Genomic DNA, 18,118 nt, shown 5'->3' on the forward strand with positions numbered 1-18,118 from the left:
GCCCGTTTCTACTATTTAAATCAATTGATGCTTGGCCAAGTATTCTGCGATTTGAACGGCATTAGTAGCCGCTCCTTTTCTTAAATTGTCGGCAACAATCCAAAGGTTGAGGGTATTCGGCTGGGTTTCATCTCTACGAATACGTCCTACGAAAACCTCGTCTTTTCCGTGTGCCGTAATTGGCATTGGATAAAGGAAGTTTTTTGGATCATCCTGCACAATCACCCCTTCTTCTTGAGCTAAGATATTTCTAACCTCTTCTAAATCGAAATCGTTTTCAAATTCGATATTCACAGATTCTGAATGTCCTCCTATGGTAGGGATACGAACAGTGGTGGCGGTCACTTGAATGGAGTCATCCATCATGATCTTTTTCGTCTCGTTGACCATTTTCATTTCCTCCTTGGTGTATCCATTATCTAAAAACACATCAATGTGAGGAAGTACATTTAAGTCAATTTTGTGTGGATAAACTTTATCATATTCGCTTTTGCCTGCACGCTCATTGAACAATTGGTCTACCGCTGCTTTACCAGTACCCGTTACCGACTGGTAGGTAGAAACCACCACGCGCTTGATTTTGTATTTTTTATGCAATGGGTTCATGACTACCACCATTTGAATGGTTGAGCAATTAGGGTTGGCTATGATTTTATCTTCTGGAGTTAAGGTAGAAGCATTGATTTCTGGTACCACTAATTTCTTGGTAGGGTCCATTCTCCAAGCAGAAGAGTTGTCAACAACCGTAATACCTGCCTCAGCAAATTTCGGAGCGATAGCCAAGGAAGTTCCACCGCCTGCAGAGAAAATAGCCACATTCGGTTTCTTGGCAATAGCGGTATCATAACCTACTACATCGTATTCTTTACCTTTAAAACTAACTTTTTTACCGATAGAGCGCTCGGAAGCAACTGGGATTAACTCACTTACAGGAAAATTTCTTTCCTCCAATACTTTCAAGATTTCGCCGCCAACTAAACCCGTGGCGCCCACTACTGCAACTTTCATTGTATAATCGTTAAAATTGATAATTCCATACTAAACCCACAGAATTCCCTGAGAACCCATGAGTATTCATTTGCAAACTGATTTTACTGTCGGTTTGCGCTAATTCATTGTAGCGTTTCAATGCTCGATTGAAATGCTTCATACTTACGGCGCCTAAATATAAGTTCAGCACAGCGGCTCCTCCCACAACTGACCAATAAAAGCCATCTGATACCTGACCTTTACTTAAAAAGGTGTAAATTGAAAAACCAGTTGTGATAGCTGAGATGATTTCGGCACCCCTTTTTTGACGTTTATAAGTCAAAAATTCATAACTCACCTCTGGGTCTCTTGCTTCTAACAAAGGTATTTGCAAGGCCATGGGACTCTCAATAATTTGTCTTTTGTAGGAGAACTTTTTTCTCCAACTACCTTCCAACTGTTCAATCGGATACAACTTCATTTTTCCTTCTTCCTGTCCAAATGATGGTAGGCTCAGTAAACCAAGGAAAAACACAAATAAATGCCTGATTTTCACAGAAAAATATTGATAAGACAACAAAATTAGGGCATATATCTTGAACTAGAAAGGATTTTTTGGACTAATTCCTCACATCAAATAGACTCGGGTAGGACTGATGACTACCTGTAAGGGAATATCCCATGCTTGAATGTCGTCAATTTTCTCTAAAGGCTCTTCCAAACTAAGTCCTATTCTTATACATGTAGGATCACATTGCGCTAAATATCGGTCATAAAAACCCTTGCCAAAACCTACTCGATGGCCTTGTAAATCACAGGCGATTAACGGCACTAGAACTACTTGGATATTTGTAGGTTCTAGTTTTTGTGCAGTGGAGGGATCTGGTTCAAGGATATTCCAATTGGAAAGATTCCAATGAGTATTTTCCCGACATAAATAGGCTGTCATGATTCCTTCTCCCTCCACTCTTGGGAAGGCTAGTTGAAATAAATATGGCGATTTAATTAAACGCTCGTGAAGGGTATTCGTCTCCACTTCCCTTTTATCTAAAATCGATTGAAAGCTTAGTACGATGCTTTGTTGAGGGAAAGAACATAAATAGTCCAATGCATTTTTCATCAGCTGCTCATGGCGACTTTGCCATTCCTGCAATGTCCAAGACTTACGCTGACTTAGATGTAAATTTCTGATTTCCTTCTTTTTCATAAGTTAACAAGGGCCAAATTAGCCAATATGTCTCGGAATTCAACATAAATCCTTTTCCTCTAATCATGAAATTAAATAAATGCTAATTCGGTCAAATTACGATTTCAGGCTAAATTTTACTACTTTTGCCTCAATTTTGCCTACCATATATTATTAAATCCCCTCATACGTGAAATTCAAGGAATACAAAAATTTAGACTACGCGCAAGTTGCTGATGAAATTTTAAATTTCTGGAATCAAGAGCAGATTTTTGAGAAGTCAATATCTACTCGTGCTGGACATCCAAGTTTTACCTTTTACGAAGGTCCTCCCTCAGCCAATGGTACTCCAGGTATTCACCACGTGATGGCTCGTGCGATCAAGGATATTTTTTGTCGTTACCAGACTTTGAAAGGAAAACAGGTCAAAAGAAAGGGAGGTTGGGACACGCATGGATTACCTGTTGAATTGCAGGTAGAAAAAGAATTAGGCATTACCAAAGAGGATATAGGTAAAAAGATATCGGTGGAGGAGTACAATCAAAAGTGCCGCGAAACCGTCATGAAATTTACCGGGCAATGGAATGATCTGACTCAAAAAATGGGATATTGGGTGGATCTTGATAATCCTTACGTTACCTACCAAACTCCTTATATCGAGAGCGTATGGAATTTGCTCAAAAGACTTTATGACAAAGGATTGTTGTATAAAGGATATACTATTCAGCCATATTCACCCGCGGCAGGAACAGGTTTGTCTTCCCATGAGTTGAACCAACCAGGTTGCTACAGGGATGTAAAAGATACTTCTTTGACTGCCCAGTTTAAAGCTAAGCAACAAGAAAAATCACAGTTTTTATTCGATTGGAGTCAAGGAAACCCGGTGTATTTATTGGCCTGGACGACTACTCCTTGGACTTTGCCTTCCAACTCAGCCTTAACAGCGGGTAAAAACATCAGCTATGTTTTGGTAAAGACCTTTAACCCCTATACCTATTTACCAGTTCATGTGGTGCTTGCGAAAGATTTGGTTAAAAATTATTTTCAAGCATCTGCAGAAAATGGTGATTTTGAGGCATATGTATCATCAGAAAAGAAGCCTAATTCCATTCCTTATAAAATAGTTGGCGAGTGTAAAGGGGCCGATTTGGAGGGAATTGAGTACGAACAATTAATGCCTTATGTTCAACCTTCTTCCCCAGCTTTTCGGGTGATTTTAGGGGATTTTGTGACAACAGAAGATGGTACGGGTATTGTGCATACAGCACCGACTTTTGGAGCGGACGACTTCCGGGTGGCACAGCAGAACGGCATTCCAGCTATTTTAGTGTTAGATGCGGCAGGGAAGGAGGTTCCATTGGTGAATCGTCAGGGTAGATTTGTAGAGGAAGTAAGTGACTATGCCTTGGAGCCGGTCAAGGAGGCTTATCTTAGTGATGAAGAGAAAGAGGAAGCTAGAATTAAACAAGGTAGAGATAAGTATTTGTCGGTGGATGAGCGCATTGCTATTCAATTAAAGACCGAGAATAAAGCCTTTCAAGTTCAAAAATTTGATCACCCTTATCCGCATTGTTGGAGGACGGATAAGCCTGTTTTGTATTATCCGCTTGACTCTTGGTTTATCAGAACAACAGCAGTTAAAGACAAATTAATTGCATTGAATCAGAGTATTCAATGGAAACCAGAATCTACGGGTACTGGACGTTTTGGAAATTGGTTGGAAAATTTGGTGGATTGGAATCTTTCACGTTCCCGTTATTGGGGAACTCCACTTCCCATTTGGAGATCTGAAGATGGTTCGGAAGAGATTTGCATTGGTTCTTTGGCACAACTTTCTGCTGAATTAAATAAAGCTAACACCTCAGGAAAATTGGATGCTGAGAAAATTAAGAGTAATCAGGAATTTTTAGCAGCCTTGGAAGCAGGAAAGGCAGATTTGCATCGTCCGTACGTGGATCAAGTATATTTGATAGGTGAATCAGGCGCTATTTTAAGTCGTGAGCTGGATCTAATCGATGTATGGTTTGATTCTGGTGCTATGCCTTTTGCACAATGGCACTATCCATTTGAAAATCAAGATATTTTTAAAGAATCTTATCCGGCTGATTTTATTTCTGAAGGAGTAGATCAAACAAGGGGCTGGTTCTTTACTTTACATGCCATCTCAAGCATGGTGGAAGAATCCGTAGCCTTTAAAAATGTAGTTTCCACTGGATTGGTGTTGGATAAAAATGGAAATAAAATGTCCAAACGATTGGGCAATGCCATTGATCCTTTCGAAACTTTAAAGAAATACGGTGCTGACCCTACCCGTTGGTACATGATCACCAATGCACAGCCTTGGGATAACTTAAAATTTGATTTAGCAGGAATTACTGAGGTCAGAAATAAATTTTTTGGAACATTAACCAATACCTATAATTTCTTCGCACTGTATGCTAACTTAGATGGATTTGAGCCTCAATTTGAGACCTTGGATGAGGCAAATTTAACGGAATTAGACCGTTGGATATTATCCAAATTAATGCATTTGATTCAGGAAGTGGATGAGGCCTATGGTACTTATGAGCCAACGAAAGCTGGGCGTGCCATCCAGGATTTTGTATGTGATCATTTGTCTAACTGGTACGTGCGCTTGTCTAGAAGAAGATTCTGGAATCCGGAGTTTACCGATAAGGGCATAAATCCTGATAAGCAAGCGGCTTACCAAACATTATATACTTGTTTGGAAACAGTGGCACAATTAATGTCTCCAATCGCTCCTTTTTATGGAGATTGGTTGTATAAAAATTTAAGTAACAAAGAGTCAGTTCATTTAACTGATTTTGTTGATGTAAATCCTACTTGGATCAATCCTGATTTAGAAGCGTCCATGGATTTAGCCCAAAGAATTTGTTCTTTAGTACATTCCATCCGTAAGGTGCATAAGTTAAAAGTACGTCAACCTTTAGCTCAGGTATTGGTGCCTGTTTTACAAGAACAAGTGAGAGATCAAATCCGACGGGTAGAGGATTTAATCAAGTCGGAAGTGAACGTGAAGCAAGTGAATTACTTGGATGATGCTTCGGGCGTATTGAGCAAAAAGGTTAAACCTAATTTCAAAGCTTTGGGACCTAAGTTTGGCAAAGACATGAAAGTAGTTGCGGAGGCTATTAGTTCCATGACAGCCGAAAATTTACAGGAATTGGAGGCAAAAGGGGTTATTTCATTAGAGCAATTCTCCATTGCATTAGGTGACGTAGAAATTTTGACTGAAGATATGCCGGGTTATTTAACAGCCAGTGAGTCGGGATTGACCATTGCTTTGGATAGCCAATTGAGCCCATCTTTAATCCGTGAGGGTATGGCTCGTGAATTTGTCAATCGAATTCAGAATCTAAGAAAGGACTCAGGTTTTGATGTGATTGATAAAATTCGAATTGAAGTAAAGAAAGGAGAAAAGATTTGGGAAGAAAGTATAGAAGAGTTTGGAGCTTATATTTGTCAGGAAGTTCAAGCTTTGAGTATAGCTTGGAAAGACCAGCTGGAAAATGCTTCTGAAATTGCCATGGATGATACGATTTTATGGGTTGAGGTAGCAGTAGATAAATAATTCGATATGGTATTCAATTCCTTGCAGTTTTTAGTCTTCTTTGGAATTGTTACCAGTGCTTATTTTTTATTAGCTCCCAAATTTCGTTGGTTCTTACTGTTAGCAGCATCATGCTACTTTTACATGGCCTTTGTGCCCATGTATTTAGGTATATTGGGCTTCACGATCGTCATTGATTATTTAGCTGGAATCTACTTGGAGCGCTTTCAAGGAAATGCCAAAAAGCTTTTTCTGGCTTTGAGTTTATTGGCCAATGTGGGTGTTCTGGTCATTTTTAAATACTATCATTTTATTGACCAAAATATTTCTTGGTTATCTGCCAGTTTAGGCAATCCCCTGAGGCTACCAGTCCTGGATATGATTCTTCCCATTGGATTATCTTTCCATACTTTTCAGGCCATGAGTTATACCATTGAGGTCTATCGTGGGCATCAAAAGGCGGAAAGGAATTTTGGGATTTATAGTTTGTACGTGATGTTTTATCCTCAATTGGTGGCTGGGCCTATTGAAAGGCCGCAAAATTTATTGCATCAATTTTATGAAGTACATGCCTGGGATTGGAATAGAGTCAAATCTGGTTTATTACAAATGGCCAGTGGTATTTTCAAGAAAGTAGTTATTGCGGACCGCTTGGCTTTATTAGTTGACCCTAGCTATCAACAAATTACGGAGCAATCTAGCGGCACCTTAGCCTTGGCGGCTGTTTTTTATTCCTTTCAAATTTACTGTGATTTCTCGGGTTACTCGGATGTGGCAATTGGTGCCGCCCGAGTGATGGGATTTAATTTGATGAATAATTTCAATGTGCCATACATGGCTAAATCATTGCCAGAGTTTTGGCGTCGTTGGCATATTTCCTTATCCACTTGGTTTAAAGATTACGTGTATTTCTCTTTAGGAGGAAATCGGGTGTCCGTTCCGAGATGGTACATGAATATCATGATTGTATTTGTCTTCTCGGGAATATGGCATGGCGCTAGTTGGAATTTTGTGATTTGGGGAGCCTTGCATGGATTGTTTCAAATCATCGGCTTGAGCATTAATCGAGTGGCCCCTAGCTTAGCCGCGGAGGCACAGAAGAGTGAGCTTGTTCGTTGGGCTTATCGATTATTTACCTTTGTTTTGGTCACATTTGCTTGGGTATTTTTCCGACTGAGAAGCTTTTCCGAAGTGAAGCAGTATTTTAAATCCTTGCTAAGTTTAAATCAAGACGGTTTGCCCTTGGCCATGCATATGAATGAAGTCGTCTTGTCGATTGTATTAATTATAGGTTTAAGTATTTGGGAGTATCGACAAAAGATGTTAAAGATATCCCAATCAGGTTCATTTACTTGGCAGTTTAGTTTTTTAGTCATTGCTATCTATTTTTTAGGAGTATTTAGTTTGAAGCAATTCATCTATTTCCAATTCTAACATGCGTCGATTGATTGCCCTTTTATTGTTTTTGAGTAGCGTTATCATCCTGTGCCTGAGCAGTTCTGACCTGGGTATGCGATGGATTACTCATACACGATATGCCAGAAATGATGCTTGGGGGGCTGATAAATATCGGTATGGAGATTTATATGGACTTTCCTATTTGTCTGACTTCCGAATACTCCAGGATACTAATAAATTAGCTCTACCTTCTCAGGTAGATACCCTCCCAAAATCCTATGATTTGACCATTTTAGGAGATAGTTATTTGTATAGCTTTTTTCATGAGAATCCAGCTTATTTTAACCGGGTTAGTTCTGTGAATTTATACCGATGGTCTGATACCATGCAACATTTGATTCGTCCTAAATCGAAGAATAAACAAGTTTTATTGATAGAATGTGTGGAGAGAAACATGTGGGCTCGTGTGAATCTCGCAGATGCTCGCCTGCGATTGGATGTACAAAAAAGTGACCTGCCCAAGGTAGGAAATAATTCACTAAAAGATGTATGGTTATCTCAGTTGGACCGATTTGATGCCTCCGTCAGAAAAGCGCTATATCATCCAAGCTTGGAGTCAAATTTAGACTTTGTTTTGTTTAATTGGGGATTATTGGGGCCTATCAAAGAGCTGAAAGCGGATTTTATTTGGCATGTATTGGGACGCACCAATCCAGATGTACAAGTTTCACAAGATGCCCAATTTTTGTATTTGAGAGAAACTGTTGATGTGAACAGCCAAGGTTCGTCCTTCAGAAGTCTTAATAAAGAAGAGATTGATCAGATGGTTCAAAAGTTAAATGAAATTCAGGCCTATTATCTGAGGTATGGTTTTGATGAGGTCATCATTTCATTGATACCTAATCCTGTGTCCATTTTAGCCACAGAAAACGGAAGTCTGAATAGGGCTATTCCCCAAATAAAAGAGCATCCAGCATTAAAGGTCAAATTCCTTGACCCAACTTCTTCTTTGAAGAAAGGGGCTGAGCTTAATTTTTCCAAGTCAGATTCCCACTGGACCTTAAGAGGAGCACAGATTTGGTTAAATGATTTAAATCAAATCTTGAATCAATTGCCCTAGTTGGGAAACCAACTTTTGTCAATCTTCGGTAATAGACGAAGCGCATTTTTGTAATACACTTTCTTCAATACCTCATCCGGTAAATCTAATCCGTATATACGCCAGAAGGCATGTCTTTTCCGGTAATATGGAAAATATTCGTCGTCGGTTTCAAGCAATCTAAAATAGGTGTAATATTCTGATGTGGCCCAGATATCTTTTCCAAATAAGACACGGTCTTGGTATTGAATCATGAATTTACGGGCATTTTTTGGTTGTCTTCCCAGCTCATGAATAACAGCTCCAATCTCCGTGTACATATTGGGATAGGTATCTAGTAGTCTGCCTAATTCCGTTAAATCATTTCCTCTCCAAGCCAAGTGAGCAGCTATGAATTTTGTTTTTGGATGCTTACGAATGATGTCGGTAAGTTCATCCATGACCACTTGCCAAGAAGGATATTTAGATGCGGGTCGGGCTCTACTAGGGAACTGCTTTAATTCCAACCAGCGCTCATTGGTTTTATCATGTACATCAAAAAAAGAAATAGGTTCTCCGGTATGAATCAAGACAGGGATATTTAGTTCGCCACATTTGGCCCAAACAGGATCCAGTCTTGGGTCATTGGTGGGTAATCTATTTCCTTTAGAATCTTTTACCTCCAGTCCTAAATCCTTATAAATTTTGAGGCCCATGGCACCGGCTTTCACTTCTGCTTCCAGTGCGGCCACTGTTTTGGAAGTCCAATCGGGACTATCAATATTCGCAAAACTTAAATTGGTAAATACCACCACTCGGTTATTTGTTTTTTCCTTACCTGCTCGTGCTGATTGGGCTAGGTACTCAGTACCTGCAGCGATATCCGCGCCTCTTTGAGATCCCTTACCACTTAAGTTTACCATCACTTTCATGTTCAGGCTATCCATCTGTTTCAGCAGATAGGCTAGGTCCTGATTCGGCATATTGAATTGATGGTTGTGAATATCGATGAAAGGATACTTAGCTCTTTTTACTTGATGCTCGGGAACTTTTAAGGTTGAAATAGGGTCATATTCTTCAAAGCTCATGGTTTTTTCCTGGGCGAACAAGGAGCTACTGAATAGGAGAGAGGCAAAGAAAAGGTACTTCATAAGAAAAATTATTTTAACGAAACTATGGAATTCTATTTAAATACAGCGCATTTCATGGCAAATTTTGAAAAGGATTCAGTGTATTTCGGTATATTCGAACTTTTATGAAATACCTTTATTTACTATTTTTTGTCGGTTTTCTTTCTACACCGCTTTTTTGCCAGGATTCGGCCAAAAAGGTCAAGAAAGCTAGTAGTTCGGCATTTTCTCCAGCCCGAGCGGAGGAATGGATGGCAGAGGCTATGCGTCATTTTTTAAAAGAGGATTATGATGAGGCCATTTTGGTTTGGGAACAATTGTATGCCGAAATGCCCCAAGAAGCTTCTATTTCCTATTATTTGGCAAAGTCGTATTTGGCACAAAATAAGCCAGTAAATGCATTGAAATACGCTCAAAAAGCGAATGAGCTTTCGCCATATTCTTTGGATTATGGATTGTTGTATGGCGACTTACTATTGCAAGATCGTAAGGCAAAAGAAGCAATTGCCTGTTTTTTGAAACTGATTCAATATGATTCTAACCAGCCGGATGTCAACCTGCGACTTGCTCAGGCCTATCTTTGGAATAATCAAGGAGATGAGGCATTGAGAGCCTTGAAATCCGCAGAACCCTGGATAGGGGATTTTCCAGAGATTATCCGCACCAAGCAATACATTTATTTAAAGAATGAACAATGGGAGGATGCGATCCGAGAGGGAGTAGGGATGATCGCCAATAATCCCGAGGAGCCTTTATTTGCATGGGAGCAAATGGAATATTGGTGGCATTTGAGTACCTGGAAGGGTGCCAAGCCAGCTTTGGAGCAGTTGTCGAGAGATTTCCCTATGGACGGTCAGGTGGCCTTATTGAATGCCAATGTTCGGGTACATGAAAAGAATTTCGGAGAGGCATTGGGCTTTTTGGAGAGGTGTTTAAGTGATTCGGATCTGCATATTGAATTATTTAGTCAGGTTTGTTTGGAGACCTTTGAGTTAATGAAAGGCCAGGCGGACTGGGACAAAGCCTATGCCTTTTTGCAAAGAGCAGTGAAAGCATTTCCGAAGGAACCTCGTTTTATGGCCATGCAGGGTGATTTGTGGATGAGTGTTTCTAAGTTTTCGGAAGGGCAAAAAGCCTATTTGCATGCTGCTAGAAATGGAGGGGGAAAATTTGAAGTTTGGACTAGAATTATTCAAATTGACTTTGAAATGAACGTATTGGATAGTGTGATTGTACATGCACAAGAGGCTTTGGAAGCATATCCGAACCAAGGTTTTTTATGGTTTCAGATGGGATTTGCGCAGTATTTGCAAGGGAAAAGCAAAGAAGCGATAGTCTCTTTTGAATCAGCCATCCCTTATGCTCAAGAAAAAGATGCTTGGTATATACAATTATACGCTTTGATGGGAGACGCCTACCATTCAGTAGGTAAATATCAAGATTCAGATGCAAGTTTTGAGAAGGTGTTAGCTAAAAATCCTGCGGAAGAACATGTCTTGAATAATTATAGTTATTATCTGTCTTTGCGAAAGGAAAAATTGGAAAAGGCATCTAAAATGGCCAAGCAGTTGACCGATAAATTTCCAAGTAATGGAACTTATTTGGACACTTATGCTTGGGTACTATATCAGCAAAAAGAGTACAGTAAAGCTTTGCAAATGGTGGAGCAAGCCTTGAAAGATGAAAAGCAGAACAGTTCCACGGTTTGGGAACACTATGGAGATATTTTATATCAATTAAAGAGAATAGAGGAGGCCGTGAAGGCTTGGGAAAAGGCAAAAAGTCTAGAGGGGGCTAGTCCCAATTTATTTAAAAAGATTCAGATGAAGCAAATTATCGAAAATTGAGATAATTTTGTAGCTTAAAAATAGATGCATGCCTAGTTTACATCCTTGGAGATTTAGTTTGTGGGTCATTGCTTTCCTTTTTTTTCAATCATGTGGGAAAAAAGTGGTGGTTCCGCCAGTGGTAGCTGTGGCAGTTGTTGATAGCGTGGTTCAAAAGGATACGCTCGTAGTCGAAGAAAAAAAGCCTGAACCAGAACCAATTCAAGTAGCCGAAGAGCCCAAAGTATCAACGGAAGATCTGAATTTCAACTACCTTAAAGCGAAGTCGAAAGTGCTCTGGAAGACTAATTCCAATTCAGACACGTATACGGTTGATATTCGAATGAAGAAAGACAGCCTGATTTGGATGAATATTTCGGTCTCTATGATAACCGGAGCAACAGGCTTATTTTCTAAGGATAGGGTTCAATTTTTTCATAAAATCAATAACGAATATTTTAATTTGACCTATGATAGTTTAAGCACTAAAATGGGTTTTAAAATCAATTACGAGATTTTGCAGTCGCTCATTGTGGGAAATCAGCCATTTAAGAAAAACAATTCCAGAGTGATTCGAGAAAATGAAAATTATATTTTGAAACAAGATGAAGGGCGTATTCAAATTGATAATTATGTTGGACCCAACAGAAAATTGAAAAAATTGTTGGTGAATGACGGTCCCACTCAGAATAAATTGACCTTGGATTATGAAGATTTCGCTTCGATTAATCAATTCCTATTTCCTTTTTCTAGTCAAATTACCCTGGATGTGAATGATAAGGATAATGTGAAAGTTAAAACGCTCATTAGTATTAAGTACTCTAAAGTAGAACTGTTAGATACACCCTTGGATTTTCCATTTAAGGTACCTGTCAAATATTTAAACAAATAAACCCCAAGACCTTGAAATACCTAGTAGCTATATTGAGTTTATTTTTCGCTTTTTCTCTTTCTGCGCAAGTAGATAAAAGAGAGCAGTTAGAGCGTCAAAAGAAGGAGAATTTAGCCAAGATCAAGGAATTGAACAGTATTATCTCCAGAACTACCAAAAAAAAGAAAGCATCCCTAGGGAAGCTAAATGTCTTGAAGGAGCAAATTGGTGTTCAGAAAAAGCAAATTGGTATTCTGAGTGAGAATCAAAAATTGTTAGCGCAGGAAGCTAATAAGCTACGTCAAGAGAGTGATATTTTAGCTGCCAAACTAAAAAAGTTGAAACGTATGTATGCCCAAATGTTGTTTGAGGCTCAAAAAACTTCTACAGTTTATAATAAACTAAGTTTTTTGTTGCTTTCGTCGAATTTGGGGGAGTTCACGAGAAGGTTTGATTATTTACGTCAATTTACTAGTAATAGAAAAGCTCAAGCGCACAAGATTTTTCAGACTCGTCAAGATTTGATGAGCAAAGAACAGCAAGTGATTTTTAAGAAAACGGAAGAGAAAAAGGTGTTGATTGAGAAGGAGAAGGAGAAGAAAAATTTGGAAGTTCTAAAGACCAAGGAAGATAAGGTAGTAACTGTATTAACTCAACAGGAAAAGAAGTTACGTATTGAGTTGGAGCGTAAAAAGTTAGCGATCCGTAAATTGGATAATTTGATTGCGGGGATTGTGGCGAGGGAGATTCAGAAAAGCCAAGAAAGGGAGCGCCGTTTACGTTTAGCCCAACAAGCTCGAAAGCTAGAGGTAAATAAGCCGGCACTGCCCACTTTAAAAGGAGATGGAACATTACCTAAACTCAGTGATCGCTCGAATACCGACGAAAGTAAATCAGAAACACGGGTAGAAACTTCCGAGGAGAAGAAAGAGCTGGCCAAGAGTAAGGCCGCTACCAAAGTGGAAGAGGCTAAAACGGCAGCACCATTGGAAAAGAACATATACTACATGAATGCGGAGGAGGCTAAGTTGGCCAGCTCATTTGGGGCATTAAAAGGTAGAATGCCATTCCCTGTACCCTCTGGATTTATCTCTGATCATTTTGGCGTTCATAAACATCCTATTCTAAAAGGAGTGATGATTAATAATAATGGAATTGATATTCAAACATCACCAGGCTCACCTGTGCATTCTGTCTATGAGGGTATTGTACAATCTGTAGTGAATATTCCGGGAATCAACATGGTGGTGGCCATTCAGCATGGAGATTATTTTACAGTGTATAGTAAATTAGATAATGTATCTGTTAGTACTGGTCAGCGTGTTCGTACTGGACAGCGGATTGGATCTGTTGCCTCTGATGAAGATGGTACAGCAGAAATCAATTTCCAAGTATGGAAAAATACGATTCGTCAGAATCCGGAACAATGGTTAAGAAAGTAATTTAACTGAAGCGGTAGGCTACACGTAACTGGATATTTCTTCCTTGATCATCGGCATAGTATCGGAACCTATTCAAATAATCCCGATAGGATTGATTAAGCGCATTGCTCACTCGAATTCCTACATCTAATTTCTTGAATTGAAATCCCCAATTTAATTGAACCAATTGATATCCCGCAGGAGGATTGGTATAATCAGAACCTGGCTCCACTCGACTTTGTTTCGATACTTGAGTTAAGCCTGCACTGATATATTGTTTGTTTTGATTGAATTGGTAACGGATTAAATATTCAAAACGATCGGCTGGGATGTTGACCATGTACTCATTGTTCTTAACATTGAAGGCCCTAACTAAACTAGTTTTTTGCTGAATAGAAATGCGAGGACTCAAGTGATAGGAAACTTGAGCATCCAATCCATTGAATCGGGCATTAATTTGTTCATAGGTGAATCCTGGAAAAATTCCTCTCAGAGTCACAATGTATACTGCTTCTCCATTATTTACCATAGGACGCAAATAAATGAAGTCTTGAATGTAGTTACTATATAAGCCAAGTTCAAAGTCCCATTTGTCTGGGTTGAATTGAGTATTTAGACTAAAATTGGTAGAGGATTCTCCTTTTAAATCAGCCTGACCTATCTCATATGCGGCAGCACCATGGTGAACCCCATTGGAAAATAGTTCATTGGCTCCGGGTGCTCTAAAGGCTTTTGCGACAATGAATTGACTTTCTAGATTTTCCAACCAATGGTATTTGATGCCAGCACTTCCAGATAATCCGGTGAAGTTTCTTAGATCTGTATCAATAACAGCTGAATAATTTTTAATAGGACGGTGAATAAGGATTTGTTTGTGGTCAAGCCTAAGACCTACTTCCAATTCCCATTTTTCTTTCACCATTCTTTCTATACCAAAAAGCCCTAAGTTATTTTGTTCATAATTAGGCAATAAGCTGGTAATTAAAGTAGGGTTGTTGACACGGTTTCCTGAGGTGATATTATCTTGAAGAGAAAAATTCAAACCGAATTGTCCTTTCCATAATTTGCCAGAATTGCTTCCATCCAATAAAAATTCCCCGTTCCAAGTACTTAATTGGAAGCTGAGCGTATTGATGTTCTTACCGGCCCTCAAAACGTCAAACTCTAAGCGTTCGTCAGATTGGTGGGCTAAAGTAAGACGTAAGGTATAATGATCAGAAAGTTTGTAGAAACTTTTAAATTTTAAAAGGTCATGCAGGACATCTTGGTTTGGACGGTCAATATCTCGAATGAATTCATTTGGGGTAAATTGGGCCAGGGGTCTGCTTAACTCAATGGAGCGTTCTAGGTCGTTCACATTACCAATATGGGAACCCAAGAATATACCTAGTACTGTATGGAATCTGCTATAAAATAGGTCAGCTCCAAATTTAGGTGATTTATAACCCATCTGTGCTGAGAAATTTTGTTCTTTTACTCCGGTATTAGCCAAATAATAATTTGCGGATTGAATATTTCCTCCATTTTTTAATGTACCCTGAACACGCCATCCCCATCCTTTGGCTCCTTGAATTCCTCCTTCCAAACTTCCTGAACCTACCCACTGTCTTCCATTTGTGAAATAAATACTTTGTACTTCTCCTTTGATGCCACTAGTATCTGGAAGTGGGTTAGGTTCGAGCATGACGATTCCGCCAATGGCATCTCCGCCATAGCGCAAACCTCCGGGGCCTTTAATGACCTGAATATTTTTGCTGACAAAGGGATCTACCTCAGGAGCATGTTCACTACCCCAGTTTTGCCCCTCTTGTCGAACGCCTTGATTTAGAATAATGACACGATTAGAATGCATGCCATGAATCACGGGCTTGGAAATGGTACTTCCCGTTTGTAGACTTTGAACACCCGTAATGCCTTTGAGCATTTCACCAAGATTCATGCCATCTCTTTCTTTTCTTTCTTCGCTGGAGAGCGTTCCTCTCAATTGTGCACTTGTCTCAGTTCTTTTGCCGCTTACGATAACCTCCTGCAAATGTTCGTCGTGTGCATGAAGCGCAATATTTTCCTCGTGTTTATCTCGGAGATTAATTTTTATTTCTACAGGGTCATAACTACTCATTTCACATACGAGCGTGTAAGTACCTGGACAAATTTTCTGAATGGAGAAGAAACCTATGGAATCCGTTTGGGTTACAAACTTGGTTCCTTTTAAATAAACGTATGCGCCTCTAATTTTTTCCTGATTTTCGATGGAAGATACTTTTCCTTGAAGGGTGCAAAAACAGTTTTTTTGTGAATTTGCCTGGTGGAAAATCAGAATAAAAAATAAAAATATTAGAAGGAACTTATATTTCATTAGCATGCCATCCAGTTTAGATGGTAACTTAAATATACACTCAATTTAGTTTATAGCCCAATTTGCTATAGAAATAGCAGATGATTACTCCATTTGGGGCGACCACCTAGAAGCATGTATCGATATTTTTTTTTCATAAATAATTTGTTTTGTTTAATCTTTTTATAAATTTGTTAAACAAAACAACAAACTAAATATGACAGCTCTTGAATTTACGTATCAGGTTGGAACCTTTTCTAAGTTTCTGAAACCCTTTGCGTTACGTTTAACAAAAGACATGGATGATGCCAATGATTTGGTACAAGATACTTTAGTAAAGGCATTTACCAATCGCGAAAAGTATGCAGAGGGTACAAACTTGAAAGCCTGGTTGTTTACCATTATGAAAAACACGTTCATCACGCAATACCAGCGGATGGTTCGTAGAAATACATTTATCGACACCACTGATAATTTACACTTCATCAACTCACAAGAATCTTTGCAAGCAAATGGTGCTATATCTGAGTTTGTTCGGGAAGACTTAGAGAAAGCTTTAAGTCAGACAGAAGAAATGTACAGATTGCCGTTCCTTATGTATTTCAAAGGATTTAAGTATCATGAGATTTCGGAGGAATTGAATTTGCCGATTGGCACGGTTAAAAACCGTATTCACATTGCTCGCAAAGAGTTAAAGAAGAAATTGCACATGTACGCTTAAAAATTTCAGAATTGATTAGTTTTTTGGTTAACAGAAGAAATAAGTAAAAAGTCAGATTTTATCTGACTTTTTCTTTTAATCTGTAAGCCCTTTTTAAAAGATGTTTATATTTGTTTAGGTTCGAAAATGGAAAGTATGAAAAAGAAAAAGGTGATTGTTATAGGGGCTGGTTTCTCTGGAATATCTGCGGCAACGGCCTTGGCAGATCTTGGATATGAAGTAGAGGTACTTGAGAAAAATGCCGAACCAGGGGGGAGAGCTCGCGTATTTAAAGAGAAGGGATTTGTATTTGATATGGGGCCAAGCTGGTATTGGATGCCAGATATTTTTGAAACTTACTTCGGCAAATTTGACAAAAAACCATCTGACTACTACCATTTAAAAAGATTGGATCCTTCTTATTCAGTCATATTATCAGATAAAGAGGTGATTGATATCCCGGCTCAACTGGAGGGAATAAAAACATTATTTGAATCATACGAGCCTGGTTCAGCCGCACAATTGGATAAATTTTTAACACAAGCGGCTTATAAGTATCGGGTGGGAATTCAAGATTTTGTTTGGCGTCCATCTGTGAAAATTCAGGAATTTTTGAGTTTAAAATTGTTGCTAGATGCCATCCGCATGGATGTATTTTCTTCTTTTTATAAGCATATTCGTAAGTTTTTTAAATCGGGCACGCTCTTAAAATTGATGGAATTTCCCATTTTATTTTTGGGGGCAATCTCTCAAAATACACCAGCCATGTACAGTTTGATGAATTATGCTGAGATTACCTTGGGAACTTGGTATCCCATGGGTGGCATGCATCAAATTGTGAAAGGCATGGTGAGTTTAGCGGAGGAAAAACAAGTAAAGTTTATGTACAATACCGAGGTGCGGGGCTTTGAAATTGAGAATAAACAGGTAAAGGCGGTTAAAACAGACCAAGGTCTAATGACAGCTGATGTCATCGTGGCAAGTGCCGATTACCATTGGGTAGAACAATTATTAGGTGATAAATATCGAAATTATTCGGAAGATTATTGGGACAAACGGGTGATGGCTCCTTCATCCTTATTATTCTATTTGGGGATATCGAAACGCTTGCCTAAATTAAAACATCATAATTTGTTTTTTGATCGAGATTTTTCTGTCCATTCACATGAGATTTATACGGAACCCGCTTGGCCGAGTGATCCCTTGTTTTATGTTAGTGCCCCTTCCGTAACCGACCCATCGGTGGCTCCAGAAGGATCAGAAAACTTGTTTTTGCTCATTCCGGTTGCTCCAAATTTGGAGGATACGGAGGAACAAAGAGAAAAATATTTTGGGCAGTTAATGGATCGTTTGGAGGCCTATTGTGGGGAAAATATTCGTGATCATATAGTTTATAAGCGTTCTTACGCGCACAAAGACTTTATGTCGGACTACCATGCATTTAAAGGAAATGCCTACGGATTAGCTAATACCTTGATGCAGACCGCCATTTTAAAACCAAGTTTGAAAAATAAAAAATTAGATAATTTATACTATACGGGCCAACTGACTGTTCCTGGCCCAGGCGTCCCTCCTTCCTTGATTTCTGGTTTGGTGGTGGCTAAAGAAGTAGATAAATTCTTAACTCGATAGA

General features: G+C 39.0%; 13 protein-coding genes. 8 read left to right on the forward strand and 5 right to left on the reverse strand.

The features are described 5' to 3' along the window. Positions 1–15: 15 nt before the first annotated feature. The 3 genes from ESB04_RS05645 to ESB04_RS05655 all read right to left on the reverse strand — a co-directional run bounded on the left by ESB04_RS05645 (position 16) and on the right by ESB04_RS05655 (position 2,176). The gene (locus tag ESB04_RS05645) at positions 16–1,008 is read right to left on the reverse strand and encodes an aspartate-semialdehyde dehydrogenase (protein ID WP_129026755.1); all 993 of its coding nucleotides are present in this window, start codon (positions 1,006–1,008) and stop codon (positions 16–18) included. Positions 1,009–1,018: 10 nt separating this feature from the next. After that, positions 1,019–1,525, reverse strand: coding sequence for a hypothetical protein (locus ESB04_RS05650; protein WP_129026756.1), 507 nt, complete (start codon positions 1,523–1,525; stop codon positions 1,019–1,021). A 72-nt stretch (positions 1,526–1,597) separates the two neighbouring features. Next, on the reverse strand, positions 1,598–2,176 hold the full coding sequence (locus ESB04_RS05655) for a 5-formyltetrahydrofolate cyclo-ligase (protein WP_129026757.1): 579 nt from the start codon (positions 2,174–2,176) through the stop codon (positions 1,598–1,600). A 169-nt stretch (positions 2,177–2,345) separates the two neighbouring features. Here ESB04_RS05655 and ileS point away from each other — a divergent pair, with 169 nt between their 5' ends. Genes ileS through ESB04_RS05670 form a run of 3 tightly spaced genes read left to right on the forward strand, consistent with a single transcriptional unit; the run spans position 2,346 to position 8,244 of the window. Further along, positions 2,346–5,747: an isoleucine--tRNA ligase gene (gene ileS / locus ESB04_RS05660; protein ID WP_129026758.1), complete on the forward strand. Its 3,402-nt coding sequence runs from the start codon at positions 2,346–2,348 to the stop codon at positions 5,745–5,747. A 21-nt stretch (positions 5,748–5,768) separates the two neighbouring features. Further along, on the forward strand, positions 5,769–7,160 hold the full coding sequence (locus ESB04_RS05665; RefSeq protein ID WP_317127020.1) for an MBOAT family O-acyltransferase: 1,392 nt from the start codon (positions 5,769–5,771) through the stop codon (positions 7,158–7,160). 1 nt (position 7,161) lies between these two features. Continuing rightward, positions 7,162–8,244, forward strand: a complete 1,083-nt coding sequence (locus ESB04_RS05670; protein WP_129026760.1) for a hypothetical protein — start codon at positions 7,162–7,164, stop codon at positions 8,242–8,244. Here ESB04_RS05670 and ESB04_RS05675 read toward each other — a convergent pair. After that, entirely contained in the window at positions 8,241–9,353 is a 1,113-nt protein-coding gene (locus ESB04_RS05675) for an amidohydrolase family protein (protein WP_129026761.1), read from the reverse strand. The genes ESB04_RS05670 and ESB04_RS05675 overlap by 4 nt on opposite strands. A 104-nt stretch (positions 9,354–9,457) precedes the next feature. Here ESB04_RS05675 and ESB04_RS05680 point away from each other — a divergent pair, with 104 nt between their 5' ends. The 3 genes from ESB04_RS05680 to ESB04_RS05690 are packed head-to-tail and all read left to right on the forward strand — an operon-like array spanning position 9,458 to position 13,471. Further along, a complete protein-coding gene (locus ESB04_RS05680; RefSeq protein WP_129026762.1) occupies positions 9,458–11,179 on the forward strand; it encodes a tetratricopeptide repeat protein in 1,722 nt (573 codons plus the stop codon). A 28-nt stretch (positions 11,180–11,207) separates the two neighbouring features. Further along, positions 11,208–12,050 (forward strand): DUF4292 domain-containing protein, encoded by an 843-nt coding sequence (locus ESB04_RS05685; RefSeq protein WP_129026763.1) that lies wholly within the window; start codon positions 11,208–11,210, stop codon positions 12,048–12,050. A gap of 11 nt (positions 12,051–12,061) precedes the next feature. Continuing rightward, a complete protein-coding gene (locus tag ESB04_RS05690; protein ID WP_129026764.1) occupies positions 12,062–13,471 on the forward strand; it encodes a murein hydrolase activator EnvC family protein in 1,410 nt (469 codons plus the stop codon). Position 13,472: 1 nt separating this feature from the next. Here the strand turns inward: ESB04_RS05690 and ESB04_RS05695 are convergent, their stop codons facing one another. Beyond that, positions 13,473–15,806 (reverse strand): TonB-dependent receptor, encoded by a 2,334-nt coding sequence (locus ESB04_RS05695; protein WP_164969603.1) that lies wholly within the window; start codon positions 15,804–15,806, stop codon positions 13,473–13,475. A 196-nt stretch (positions 15,807–16,002) separates the two neighbouring features. Between ESB04_RS05695 and ESB04_RS05700 the strand changes: the two genes are divergently transcribed. After that, on the forward strand, positions 16,003–16,506 hold the full coding sequence (locus tag ESB04_RS05700; protein WP_129026766.1) for an RNA polymerase sigma factor: 504 nt from the start codon (positions 16,003–16,005) through the stop codon (positions 16,504–16,506). Between the two features lie 135 nt (positions 16,507–16,641). Beyond that, complete coding sequence (locus tag ESB04_RS05705) at positions 16,642–18,117, forward strand: phytoene desaturase family protein (RefSeq protein ID WP_129026767.1); 1,476 nt, start codon at positions 16,642–16,644, stop codon at positions 18,115–18,117. Position 18,118: the final 1 nt, after the last annotated feature.

The sequence above is a fragment of the Aquirufa rosea genome, assembly GCF_004118285.1.
Lineage (GTDB): Bacteria > Bacteroidota > Bacteroidia > Cytophagales > Spirosomataceae > Aquirufa > Aquirufa rosea.

Excerpts from the sequence above, each read along its gene's own strand:
- ESB04_RS05645 (WP_129026755.1), bottom strand. The coding sequence starts at position 1,008 with ATGAAAGTTGCAGTAGTGGGCGCCACGGGTTTAGTTGGCGGCGAAATC.
- ESB04_RS05655 (WP_129026757.1), bottom strand. The coding sequence starts at position 2,176 with ATGAAAAAGAAGGAAATCAGAAATTTACATCTAAGTCAGCGTAAGTCT.
- ESB04_RS05670 (WP_129026760.1), top strand. The coding sequence starts at position 7,162 with ATGCGTCGATTGATTGCCCTTTTATTGTTTTTGAGTAGCGTTATCATC.
- ESB04_RS05675 (WP_129026761.1), bottom strand. The coding sequence starts at position 9,353 with ATGAAGTACCTTTTCTTTGCCTCTCTCCTATTCAGTAGCTCCTTGTTC.
- ESB04_RS05680 (WP_129026762.1), top strand. The coding sequence starts at position 9,458 with ATGAAATACCTTTATTTACTATTTTTTGTCGGTTTTCTTTCTACACCG.
- ESB04_RS05685 (WP_129026763.1), top strand. The coding sequence starts at position 11,208 with ATGCCTAGTTTACATCCTTGGAGATTTAGTTTGTGGGTCATTGCTTTC.
- ESB04_RS05695 (WP_164969603.1), bottom strand. The coding sequence starts at position 15,806 with ATGAAATATAAGTTCCTTCTAATATTTTTATTTTTTATTCTGATTTTC.
- ESB04_RS05700 (WP_129026766.1), top strand. The coding sequence starts at position 16,003 with ATGACAGCTCTTGAATTTACGTATCAGGTTGGAACCTTTTCTAAGTTT.
- ESB04_RS05705 (WP_129026767.1), top strand. The coding sequence starts at position 16,642 with ATGAAAAAGAAAAAGGTGATTGTTATAGGGGCTGGTTTCTCTGGAATA.